The sequence below is a fragment of the Achromobacter sp. RW408 genome (assembly GCF_003184165.1).
GTDB classification, from domain to species: domain Bacteria; phylum Pseudomonadota; class Gammaproteobacteria; order Burkholderiales; family Burkholderiaceae_B; genus Achromobacter; species Achromobacter xylosoxidans.
The window spans coordinates 238,495-249,953 of record NZ_QHHO01000049.1; the positions used below are offsets into that span (position 1 = coordinate 238,495).

An 11,459-nucleotide genomic window follows, 5' to 3' on the forward strand; every position below is an offset into this window, starting at 1 on the left:
TCCGCCCCCATCCCCGCGATCTGGCCATCGATCAAGGCCTCGAACGGCCGCAGCAGTTCATCGAAATTACGTGGCGCCTCCAGCGCATTGAGCGCGTGCGTCACCGCCTCGATGGTGGACAGCGCACCCGGAATGTCCGCGTGCCGCACCCGGTAGCGCGTCGCCAGGCCGGCCGGGAGCATCACGCGCGGCAACGCGGCCAGTTGCGGATTGATGTGCAGCAGCTTGCGCGCATGAGTCCAGGTGCCATCGGGCACAATCAATTGCACCGGCGCGCCCGTCGCGGCGGCGCACCCCGGAATCAATACCTCCGCGCCCTCGCCGGGAAACAGCACGCAGGGCGCATAGCCAGGCTCGGCCCACTGCTCATGCTGAAAGCGTTCGCCCACCAGGCGCCGCGCGCCATTCAGCCCCAACACCGCAAGCCGCGCTGTGTTCAGCGCATGGCGCGCCTCGCTCGGATGCTGCAACACCACCACACGGGTTCGCGGGAGCAGCGCCGGGATCAGGGCGCACAGGCAATGGGATTCGGGGCGCTTACAGCGCAGGCAAACAGGGCGTGACATGGGGCGACACTATAGCCAAGCCGGCCGCATCGAAAAAAAAGTGAAAAAAATGCTGCATGACTTGCACACTTCCAAAAAAGTATGCATAATCTCGTTCCTCTGCTGTTGAACACGAAACGAAACGCAGCCGGTAGCAAGAAGTCGAAAGATGGAACGCAAACTGGAAAGCGACGCGGAAGGTAAGACATCAGCGCCCAGGTGGCGGAATTGGTAGACGCGCATGGTTCAGGTCCATGTGCCGCAAGGTGTGGAGGTTCGAGTCCTCTCCTGGGCACCAATTATTACATCACGAGGTACCTGTCGTGATGCGCCAAGAAAAACCCCGTTCGCGAAAGCGTCCGGGGTTTTTTCTTTTGCGGCCCGAATGATCGGGCCGGCCTAGACAGCCGGCCGATCGTTCGCTCGTTCGCAAGCGCCTAGGCCAGCACCCGCGTCATGACGACGTGCGCGATGCCGGCTTCCATGAACTCCTCGCCTTCCACCTGGAAACCATGGGCCTCGTAGAAGCCCTTGGCGTGGGTCTGCGCATGCAGCACCAGCATGCGGTGGCCATCGCCATGGCCCTGCCCGATCAGGGCGTCGAGCAACTGGCCGCCCACGCCCAGGCCGCGTGCGCGCTTGTGCACGGCCATGCGGCCGATGTGGCCGTCGGGCAGCAGACGGCCGGTGCCCAGCGGCGTGCCGTCGGCGGCATAGGCCACGGCGTGCACCGAGACCGCGTCGTCGTCATCCATCTCGACTTCGGGCGGCACGTTCTGCTCGACCACGAACACGTCGTAGCGCACCGACGACGCGTCGTCGCGCAGGCGATCCCAGGTTCCCAGGGTGATACGTACCGTCGGCTTTTGTTGGTTGGCCATTTTTTTCCCTCGCGCCACTGCTGAATATGAATCCACTGTCGACATTTTCGCAGGGATGGCGCATCGGCGAAACAGGCGTACCATCGCGGCTGGCCCATTCCCGCAGCTGATCGCCATCATGCCGCAAGCCGCAACGCCCGCCTGGTTGAAATTCGCGCCCGCGCTTTTCCTGCTGCTGTGGTCCAGCGGCTTCGTCGTGCTGAAAGTGGGCCTGGCCTATGCCGACCCGATGACGTTCCTGGCGCTGCGCTATGCCTGTGTGGTGGCGCTGCTGGCGCCGTTCCTGCTGGCGTTGCGCCCGCCGCTGCCGCAAGGCGCGAGCGCCTGGGGCCACCTGGCCATGGTCGGCCTGCTGCTGCAGGCGGGCTATTTCTGTTTCACCTATCTGTCGCTCAAGCAGGGCATGTCCGCCGGCGGGCTGGCGTTGATCACGTCGCTGCAGCCCATCCTGATCGGTCTGCTGGCGCCGGTGATCGCCCACGAACGCGTCGACGCGCGGCGCTGGGCCGGGCTGGGACTGGGCGTTTCCGGCGCGGCGCTGGTCATCGTTGCCAAGGCCTCGGTCGACCTGGCCTCGACGCTCGGGCTGGTGTTCGCCGTGGCCGCGCTGCTCTGCATCACCAGCGGCACGCTGTATGAAAAGCGCTTCGGTGTGCAGACCCACCCCGTCACGTCCAACACGGTGCAATACGCCGTGGGGCTGGCGGTCACGGCGCCGCTGGCATTCTGGCTGGAACCGATGCACATCGACTGGACCGCGCCCTTGCTGGGCTCGCTGGCCTACCTGGTGGTGGGCAATTCGCTGGTCGCGATCTCCCTGTTGCTGGCCATGCTGCGCCATGGCGAGGCATCGCGCGTATCGGCGCTGTTCTTCCTGGTGCCGCCATCGACCGCGGTCATCGCACTGCTGGTGCTGGACGAGCCGATCCCGCCGCTGGCCTGGCCCGGCATGGTGCTCGCGGCGCTCGGCATCCTGCTGGTGACGCGCTCGGCGCGCACCCCGACGGCGGCGCGGCAAGTAGAATGAGCGCCTTTTCGCGCCCCCGCCACCCGCCGCCATGAATGCCGTCATCACCGCCGCCCTGCCGGTCTTCGCGCTGATCCTGACCGGATGGCTGGCGGCGCGCTGGCGCATCCTGGGGCCGGCCGCCACCGACGCCCTGAACCGCTACGTGGTCTACCTGTCGCTGCCGGCGCTGCTGTTTCGCGCCATGACCCAGGTGGACCTGGCGCACATGGCGCATTGGGGTTTCGTCGGCGCCTTTGCCGGCGGCATCGCCGTCACCTTCCTGCTGGCGTTCCTGCCGCGCAAGCGTGGACCGCGCGGATTGACCGACCGCGGCATCGAGGGACTGGCCGCCGCCTATGCCAACGCCGGCTATATGGGCATCCCGCTGTGCCTGGCGCTGTTCGGCGCCGAGAGCCTGGCGCCCGCGGCCTTCAGCACGCTGCTGACGGCCAGCGTGCTGTTCGGCTGCGCCATCGCCCTGATCGAGTTCGACCGCCAGCAGGCGCCGAGCCTGGCCGCCACGCTCGCCAAGGTAGGCCGCGCGCTGATGCGCAATCCACTGCTGGCCGCGCCCATGCTGGGCCTGGCGTGGGCCGGCACCGGGCTGGCGCTGCCCGAGGGGCTGGATCGCTACGTGTCGCTGCTGGGCGCGTCGGCCAGCCCGTGCGCGCTGGTGACCATCGGCCTGTTCCTGGCCCAGACCGAATCGGCCAGCTCCGGTCCCGGCGTGCTGCGGCTGGTGGCCGGCAAACTGCTGCTGCAGCCGGCCGTGACCGCGCTGCTGGCGTTCCAGGTGTTTTCCATGCCGCCGCTGTGGGCCTGGACGGCGGTGCTGATGAGCGCCTTGCCGATCGGCACCGGCCCCTTCATGCTGGCGCAGATGTATGGCCGCGACGCGCGCGTGACGTCCCGCGCCATCCTGGTGTCGACCGTGCTGTCGGTCGTGACCGTGAGCCTGCTGGTGGCGTGGATCAGTGCCAACCCGATCATGTGATGGCCAGCGCAGGCCAGAATATAACCATTAGTTATTAAGAAAGCGCAAATTGATTCTTTGAGAAATGTTCGACGCGCTTTAGACTGGACACCACGATGACGGGTGCGGCGACGCGCCCGTTTGCTTTTCCTTCGCCGGATTTCACCTTACCGATCCCCCCGGACTCGACCATGAGCACCAACGCCTCCACCCTGCCCCTGCCCTCGGCGCTGCCGCCGATCCAGATCAACCGCAAGCCGCTCTGGATCGCGCTGCTGCTGCTGCTGGCAGGCGCCCTGTACCTGAACCAGACCGTGAGCTGGCGCCAGGGCGCGCTGTGGATCGTCGGCGCGCTGCTGGGCGTGGCGCTGTACCACGCGTCGTTCGGCTTCACCCAGGCCTGGCGCGTGTTCGTGTCGGACCGCCGCGGCGCCGGGCTGCGCGCGCAGATGTTCATGCTGGCCCTCGGCGTATTGCTGTTCTTCCCATTCCTGGCGCAAGGCTCGCTGTTCGGCCAGCCGGTCAACGGCCTGGTCTCGCCGCCGGGCGTATCGGTGCTGCTGGGCGCGTTCCTGTTCGGCATCGGCATGCAGCTGGGCGGCGGTTGCGCCTCGGGCACGCTGTTCGCGGTGGGCGGCGGCAATACCCGCATGCTGGTCACGCTGCTGTTCTTCATCGTCGGTTCGGTCATCGCCACCGCCCAATTCGGCTGGTGGTCGACCCTGCCCGCGCTGGCGCCCACCTCGCTCATCAAGACCTGGGGCCTGGCGCCCGCCATCATCGCCAACCTGGCGGTGTTCGCGCTGATCGCCTGGGTCGCCACCAAGCTGGAAAAACGCCGCCACGGCCATGTGATCTCGTTCGCCTCGCGCACCGCGCGCCCGACGTCGCTGTTGCAGGGGCCCTGGCCGCTGATCTGGGGCGGCGTGGCGCTGGTGGCGCTGAACTTCGCCACGCTGGCGCTGGCCGGCCGCCCCTGGGGCATCACCTCGGCGTTCGCGCTGTGGGGCGCCAAGGCGCTGGACGCGATGGGCGGCGACGTGGCCACCTGGGCCTACTGGAGCAAGCAGGCCGCGCTGGGCGCGCCGCTGCGCCAGGACGTGACCACGGTGATGGACATCGGCCTGATGCTGGGCGCGCTGGCCGCGGCCAGCGCCGCCGGCAAGTTCGCGCCGGTCTGGAAGGTGCCCGCGCGCTCGCTGGCCGGCGCCGTCATCGGCGGCCTGCTGCTGGGCTACGGCGCGCGCCTGGCTTTCGGCTGCAACATCGGCGCCTACTTCAGCGGCATTCTGTCGGGCAGCCTGCACGCCTGGCTGTGGCTGCCGGCGGCATTTGCCGGCAGCGCCCTGGGCGTGCGCCTGCGCCCGCTGTTCGGTCTGGCGGTCGAAAAGACGCCCGCGGCATCCAGCTGCTGAGAAACACTGTTCCAGCAACGGCCCCCTGACCAGGGGGCTTTTTTACGTCCGCGGCCCGCAGAGCCAGCACTGGCGCCGTTTCCACGTCCCCACGCCGGCCCGTGGCGGCTGCCGGGCCGCACGACCCGTTTACCGGTTTTACAGCCGCCCTGGTGTATGGTTGCTGCATTCCGCAATACGGAGATGGACATGCAATGGATTGCCGGCCGCTACACGGCCTTTATCTTGACCCTGGTGGCCGCGGCCGCGACCACCATCCTGGTGTTCACGGATTCGTACTGGTGGCTGTGGGCCGCCGTGCCGCTGGTGCTGTTGAGCCTGCTGGGCGTGTACGACCTGATCCAGACGCGCCACGCCATCCGCCGCAACTATCCGGTGCTGGGCAACCTGCGCTTCCTGTTCGAATTCATCCGCCCCGAGATCCGCCAGTACTTCCTGGAAGACGACACCCAGGCCTCGCCGTTCTCGCGCGCGCAACGCTCCATCGTGTACCAGCGCGCCAAGCGCGAGATCGACAAGCGCCCCTTCGGCACCCAGGAAGACGTCTACGGCGATCGCTACGAGTGGATCAACCATTCCATGTCGCCCACCCATATCGGCGACACCGATTTCCGCGTGACCGTGGGCGGCCCGGACTGCGCACAACCGTACGCAATGTCCGCCTTCAACGTGTCTGCCATGAGCTTTGGCGCCCTGTCGGCCAACGCGGTGCTGGCGCTGAACGAAGGCGCGCGGCAAGGCAACTTTGCGCATGACACGGGCGAAGGCGGCATCAGCCGCTACCACCGCCAGCCGGGCGGCAGCCTGGTGTGGAACATCGGCTCGGGCTATTTCGGCTGCCGCGACGAACACGGCGCCTTTTCCGAGGAAGCCTTCGTCAGGAACGCCTGTACGCCACAGGTGAAGATGATCGAGATCAAGCTGTCGCAGGGCGCCAAGCCGGGCCACGGCGGCATCCTGCCGGCCGGCAAGGTCACGCCGGAAATCGCCGAAGCGCGCGGCGTGGCGCCCTGGCAGGACTGCAACTCGCCGGCCAGCCATTCGGCCTTCGATACGCCCATCGGCCTGATGAAGTTCGTCGCCCGCCTGCGCGAGCTGTCCGGCGGCAAACCGGTGGGCTTCAAGTTCTGCGTCGGCCACCCGTGGGAATGGTTCGCGATCGTCAAGGCCATGCTGGAAACCGGCATCACGCCGGACTTCATCGTGGTCGATGGCGCCGAAGGCGGCACCGGCGCCGCGCCGGTTGAGTTCGTCGACCATGTCGGCACCCCGCTGCGCGAAGCGCTGCGCCTGGTGCACAACACCCTCATTGGCGTGAACCTGCGCGACCGCATCAAGCTGGGCGCCTCCGGCAAGATCATCACCGCGTTCGACATGGCCCGCGTCATGGCCATGGGCGCGGACTGGTGCAACGCCGCGCGCGGCTTCATGTTCGCCATTGGCTGCATCCAGGCCCAGGCCTGCCACACCGGCAAGTGCCCCACCGGCGTCACCACCCAGGATCCGCTGCGCCAGCGCGCCCTGGTGGTGCCGGACAAGGCCGAGCGCGTCGCCAACTTCCACAAGAACACGCTGCACGCGTTGGCCGAACTGCTGGCCGCCGCCGGCCTGACCCATCCCGGCCAATTGCGCCCGCACCACATCGCCCGCCGCATTTCGTCCAGCGAGATCCGGCTGCTGTCGGCGCTGTTCCCCGAACTGGCACCCGGCGAACTGCTGCGCGGCGAGTTCCGCCACCAGGTGTTCCGTACCGGCTGGTCGATGGCGCGCGCCGATTCGTTCCAGCCGACCCACGACATCAGCACCGCGCTGGCGCAGGAACACGCCATGGCGCATCCGCCCCATCCCGCGACGGCCTGAATCGCGCGCAACGCCGCACGGCGCGGCGGCGCTAGAGCCAGCGCTCGAACATCCGTGAAAAGAATTCCATGAAGCGGTCATCCACGCCCCGGGCCCGCCAGGCCTCGGGCGTGATGCGCACCGACTCGGCAACATCGCGCTGGAACAGGGCCTCCATCTCGGCGGCAAACTCCGGCCCCAGCACCACCGCGTTGACCTCGTAGTTCAAGGCGAAGCTGCGCCAGTCCATGTTGCTCGACCCGACCGTGGACCAGACACCGTCGACCACCGCGGTCTTGGCGTGCAGCAACGCGTCGCGCCGCTCGTAGAGCTTCACGCCGGCATCCAACAGTTTGCCGTAGTGCGAACGGCCGGCGTTGAACACCAGCGAGGAGTCGCTGAAGCCGGGCAGCACCAGCACCACGTCCACGCCGCGTTGCGCGGCCGCGGCCAGCGCGTCGACAAAGGCCGGGTCCGGCACGAAGTACGCCATGGTGATGTGGATGGATTGCTGCGCGCTCTCGAATGCGGACATCAACGTCAGATAGACGGTGTAGCCATCGCTGCGATCGGGCTGGTTGGCCAGGATCCGCACCCGCGTCGATCCCGACGGCGGCGCGATCGCCTCGCCGCCGCCCCGCAGCGGTTCCTTGGCCTGTGATTGCCAGCCGTCGCGGATCACGGCTTCCAATTGCGCCACGGCCGGACCCTCGATACGCAGGTGCGTATCGCGCCAGGGCGCGGCACGGGCGTCGGCGCGCCGGGCATCGGCGCCACTGCCCACGCCCCCGGAGCCGCCACTCCCGCTGGCCGGCGAAGATGCGTACACGTCGCTGACGTTGATCCCTCCGAGATAACCCACCTTGCCATCGACCACCAGGATCTTGCGATGATTGCGCTGGTTCGGAGACCAGCCGGCCCGGCTGCCGTTGACGGGGCTCACCGGATTGAACACCGCGACCTGCACGCCCGCGTCGCGCAGGCGCTGGAACAAGGCATCCGGCGTCTTGATGGTGCCCACGGCATCCACCATCAGCGCCACGTCGGCGCCGCGGTTGCGCGCCGCGATCAGGGCTTCGGCGAAGCGCGCGCCTTGCGCGTCGTCGTCGAAGATATACGTCTCCATGTGCACGTAATGTCGCGCCTGCGCGATCGAGCGCAGCATGGCCTGGTAAGTGCCGGGGCCATCGGCCAACAGGCGCACGCGATTGCCGGCCGTCAGGGGCGCGCCGCTGACGGCCTCTTCGACCGCGAGGTGCCGGGCCAGGAAATCACGGTTGGCATTGCGCGGATCCGCCGCGATGGCCTGGCCGCGGCGATAGCTGTCCTGCGCCGCATCGGTGGACAGGCCCGCTTGCGCCTTGCGCGCCGCGCGTTCCTGGGCGTCGGGCACGCTGGCGCAGGCGGCCAGCAGCGCGGCGCAACATGCCAACGCCCACGCTCGCGCCCACCGGCACCACCCGCGCCCAGGGACGGCCGGGCCGGACCTGCCCGGCGACGGCGCCGCAGGCGGCCTCATGGCATCGCGGCTCAGCGCCGGTTGGCCAGCAGGCAGCAACCCAGCAGCACGCCCACCAACGTCGCCACGCCGACCGACTTCCATGCATTTTCGTGCACGTATTCATCGGCGTAGGCCTTGGCCCGGCGCGCCCGCTCCCGGGCTGCGCCTTCCCAATCGCCAGCGGATTCACGCGCCTCGGCCAGTTGACGCTTCAGGCGCGTGCGCGCCGCTTCGATTTCGGAGCCGGTATACGAGGCCGTGGAACGCAACAGGTCTTCGGTGCCGGCAAGCAGTTCGTGCAGGCTGTCGCTCACGCGGTCGCGGTGCAGGGCCATTTCGGCGCGTTGGTTCTTTCGATTCATAGTCGCTCCTTATTGCTTGTCGATCGTTGAGCTTCCCGGCTGGCCGCCTGCCCGGCATGGCGCCGGACCAGGTTGGACATGCTGCTACGCCGGGCCATGGAACCATTGTGGCCATTCCCGCCGCGCTGCGCCCGAGCTTTCGCAACCAGCCGTTAACCGATATTTCAGTGGCGCGGCGCTTGCTGAGGAGCTTGCGCCTGGAGGGAACCGTACGCAACGCCATTGGCCGCCGGCCGGCATGGCAGCCCTCCGGGTGCGCGCCCAATTTCGTAAAAGTCCATTGCATTTCAGGGGCTTAGACTTGACACCAGAACCCCTCTGGCGGCCACAATAAGCCTTTGCAATGCGCTTCACCCGCCTCAAAAAGGAACTGAACGCATGGTCTCTCCTTCCGCACTTCTTGCCGACGCCGCGCCGCGATTCCTGGCGCCGCAACCGCAACCCGCCGGCGCCGAGCAGCGCGAACTGCACGCGGGATTGCGCGATCGCCCCGCCCATATCGACCCCAAGTTCCTCTACGATGCGCTCGGCTCGTCGTTGTTCACCGCCATCACGCAGTTGCCGGAGTACTACCCGACCCGCTGCGAAGCCGAGATCTTCGAACGCCATGGCGCGGACATCGCCCGCCACATCGGCCCGGTCCAGGCCATGATCGACCTGGGCGCGGGCGACTGTGCCAAGGCGGAGCGCCTGTTTGCCAGCCTGCGCCCCCGACACTACGTCCCGATCGACATTTCCGCCGACTACCTGCAATCGGCGGTGCGCCGGCTGCGGCTGTCGTATCCCGAATTGCGCATCACGCCGATCGGCCTGGACTTCTCCCAGGCACTGGCGCTGCCGGCCGACATCGCCATGGAGCAGCGCCTGTTCTTCTATCCCGGCTCCAGCATCGGCAATCTCGACCCGGAGGCGGCGCTCGCCATGCTGCGACGGATCCATGTCCAATGCGCCGGCGGCGGACTGCTGGTGGGTGTCGATCGCGTCAAGCCCAGGCAGGTCCTGGAACCGGCCTACGACGACGCCCTGCACCTGACCGCGGCCTTCAACCTGAATCTGCTGCGCCACGTCAATAGCGTGCTGGGCGCGGATTTCAATGTCGATGACTGGCGCCACGTGGCGCTGTTCAACAGCGACCGTTCGCGCATCGAAATGCACCTGGAGGCGCGTCGGGCAACCACCGTCAGCTGGCCCGGCGGCGCGCGTCACTTCGTCGCGGGCGAACGCATCCACACAGAGAACTCCTACAAGTTCAGCCCACCTGCATTCACCCGCCTGCTGCAGGACGCGGGCTATCACAGCATCGAGCACTGGTCGGACGCCCGCGGCTGGTTTTCGGTTTTCAGCGCCCGCGCCTGATGCGGCGCCCCCCCAAACCCGCCACTGGAGGATCGCCATGGAACCCGCCTGCCTGCTGACCCATCCCGCCAACGGCCCCTACGCCGCCGGCCAGGCCGGCCAGCACGACCGGTACGACGCCGTGCGCGCCACCACCACGGCGCTGGCCGCGCCGCTCAGCCCGGAAGACTGCCAGGTGCAATCCATGCCCGACTGCAGCCCGGTCAAGTGGCACCTGGCGCATACCACCTGGTTCTTCGAAACCTTCCTGCTGACCCATTTCCATCCGCCGACCGCGGTCTTCCATCCCCAGTACCGGATGCTGTTCAACTCTTATTACAACGCCATCGGCGCCAAGCATCCGCGTCCCCAGCGCGGCCTGCTGTCACGGCCGCCGTTGGCGGACGTGATACGGTATCGCCAGCATGTGGACGAGGCCATGCATGCGTTGATATCGCGGCTCGGCGGCAACGACCCGGCGTTCGACGCGTTGCTCGAGCTGGGCTTGAACCACGAGCAGCAGCACCAGGAACTGATCCTGACGGATCTGAAGCACATGCTTTCCGCCAATCCGCTCAAGCCTGCCTACGTGGCCGGCGGATCGCCGGCGCTGCCGCCGGGCACGCCGGCCGGCTGGACCCGATACAACGGCGGCGTGGTCCGCATCGGCCATGATGGACGCGGCTTCGGCTTCGACAACGAAGGCCCCGCGCACGAGGTGCTGCTGACGCCGTTTCATCTGGCCGACCGGCTCGTGACCCAGCACGAGTACCTGGCCTTCATTCGCGACGGCGGCTACAAACGCCCCGAGTTGTGGCTGTCGCTCGGCTGGGAACGGGTCTGTGCCGAAGGATGGCGCGCGCCGCTGTATTGGGAAGGCCAGCGCGACGACTGGCGCATCTTTACCTTGCGTGGCCTGCAGGAACTGGAGCTGCAGGCGCCGGTCACCCACATCAGCTATTTCGAAGCCGATGCCTACGCCCGCTGGGCCCGGGTACGCCTGCCGCGTGAAGCGGAATGGGAGCATGCGGCGCGCCAACTGCCCGACGAGGCCTGGTCGGCCCGCGCCAACCTGCTGGAGAACGGCCACCTGGATCCGCGGCCGGCCCCCGCGCGGCTCGGCGCCAGCGGACCGGTCCAGTTGTTCGGCGATGCCTGGGAATGGACCGCCAGCGCCTATGATGCCTACCCCGGTTTCAAGCCCGACAGCGGAGCGGTGGGGGAATACAACGGCAAATTCATGTGCAATCAGTACGTGTTGCGCGGCGGCTCCTGCGCCACGCCGCGCGGCCATATCCGTCCCAGCTACCGCAATTTCTTCCCGCCCGAGGCGCGCTGGCAGTTCTCGGGGATCCGGCTGGCACGCGATGCCTGAGGCGCGGCCGGGCGGATGTAGAAAAAAATCTCCGCCTGGTTGCATTCCCAAAAAATTCCGTGCTAGAATTTTGTTCTTCGTTGCTTGGCTCTCTTTCAACAGCGGGTCAGCAGCAATGAAGAAGATGTGGCGCATTAGCTCAGCCGGTTAGAGCGACGGAATCATAATCCGCAGGTCCCCTGTTCGAATCAGGGATGCGCCACCAAAGAATTCAAAGGCCTCCG

10 protein-coding genes and 2 tRNA genes are annotated in these 11,459 nt (G+C 67.4%); 8 read left to right on the top strand and 4 right to left on the bottom strand.

All coding sequences use genetic code 11. The annotated features are described in order from the left end of the window. The coding region (locus DK459_RS20565; protein ID WP_110135248.1) for a tRNA-uridine aminocarboxypropyltransferase at positions 1 to 566 on the bottom strand (566 nt) is incomplete at its 3' end. A gap of 192 nt (positions 567 to 758) precedes the next feature. Between DK459_RS20565 and DK459_RS20570 the strand changes: the two genes are divergently transcribed. Beyond that, positions 759 to 843 (top strand) — tRNA-Leu (locus DK459_RS20570). Between the two features lie 139 nt (positions 844 to 982). On the opposite strand, the gene DK459_RS20575 is transcribed toward DK459_RS20570, so the two are convergent. Then, the gene (locus DK459_RS20575) at positions 983 to 1,426 is read right to left on the bottom strand and encodes a GNAT family N-acetyltransferase (protein WP_020924438.1); all 444 of its coding nucleotides are present in this window, start codon (positions 1,424 to 1,426) and stop codon (positions 983 to 985) included. A 118-nt stretch (positions 1,427 to 1,544) separates the two neighbouring features. Here DK459_RS20575 and DK459_RS20580 point away from each other — a divergent pair, with 118 nt between their 5' ends. The 4 genes from DK459_RS20580 to DK459_RS20595 all read left to right on the top strand — a co-directional run bounded on the left by DK459_RS20580 (position 1,545) and on the right by DK459_RS20595 (position 6,683). Next, entirely contained in the window at positions 1,545 to 2,453 is a 909-nt protein-coding gene (locus DK459_RS20580; RefSeq protein WP_054443215.1) for a DMT family transporter, read from the top strand. A gap of 31 nt (positions 2,454 to 2,484) precedes the next feature. Next, positions 2,485 to 3,429, top strand: a complete 945-nt coding sequence (locus DK459_RS20585; protein ID WP_024068282.1) for an AEC family transporter — start codon at positions 2,485 to 2,487, stop codon at positions 3,427 to 3,429. A gap of 170 nt (positions 3,430 to 3,599) precedes the next feature. Then, positions 3,600 to 4,823: a YeeE/YedE family protein gene (locus DK459_RS20590; RefSeq protein WP_024068281.1), complete on the top strand. Its 1,224-nt coding sequence runs from the start codon at positions 3,600 to 3,602 to the stop codon at positions 4,821 to 4,823. A gap of 189 nt (positions 4,824 to 5,012) precedes the next feature. Next, positions 5,013 to 6,683 (top strand): FMN-binding glutamate synthase family protein, encoded by a 1,671-nt coding sequence (locus DK459_RS20595; protein ID WP_024068280.1) that lies wholly within the window; start codon positions 5,013 to 5,015, stop codon positions 6,681 to 6,683. A gap of 31 nt (positions 6,684 to 6,714) precedes the next feature. Here DK459_RS20595 and DK459_RS20600 read toward each other — a convergent pair whose 3' ends face one another. Continuing rightward, positions 6,715 to 8,094, bottom strand: a complete 1,380-nt coding sequence (locus DK459_RS20600) for a phosphatidylserine/phosphatidylglycerophosphate/cardiolipin synthase family protein (protein ID WP_024068279.1) — start codon at positions 8,092 to 8,094, stop codon at positions 6,715 to 6,717. Positions 8,095 to 8,192: 98 nt separating this feature from the next. Then, entirely contained in the window at positions 8,193 to 8,525 is a 333-nt protein-coding gene (locus tag DK459_RS20605) for a YqjD family protein (RefSeq protein WP_006388499.1), read from the bottom strand. A gap of 378 nt (positions 8,526 to 8,903) precedes the next feature. On the opposite strand from DK459_RS20605, the gene egtD reads away from it, so the two are divergent. The 3 genes from egtD (at position 8,904) to DK459_RS20620 (ending at position 11,440) form a co-directional block, all read left to right on the top strand. Further along, on the top strand, positions 8,904 to 9,881 hold the full coding sequence (gene egtD / locus DK459_RS20610; RefSeq protein WP_110135031.1) for an L-histidine N(alpha)-methyltransferase: 978 nt from the start codon (positions 8,904 to 8,906) through the stop codon (positions 9,879 to 9,881). Between the two features lie 37 nt (positions 9,882 to 9,918). After that, on the top strand, positions 9,919 to 11,235 hold the full coding sequence (gene egtB, locus DK459_RS20615) for an ergothioneine biosynthesis protein EgtB (RefSeq protein ID WP_024068277.1): 1,317 nt from the start codon (positions 9,919 to 9,921) through the stop codon (positions 11,233 to 11,235). Between the two features lie 128 nt (positions 11,236 to 11,363). Next, a tRNA-Met gene (locus DK459_RS20620) sits at positions 11,364 to 11,440 on the top strand. Positions 11,441 to 11,459: the final 19 nt, after the last annotated feature.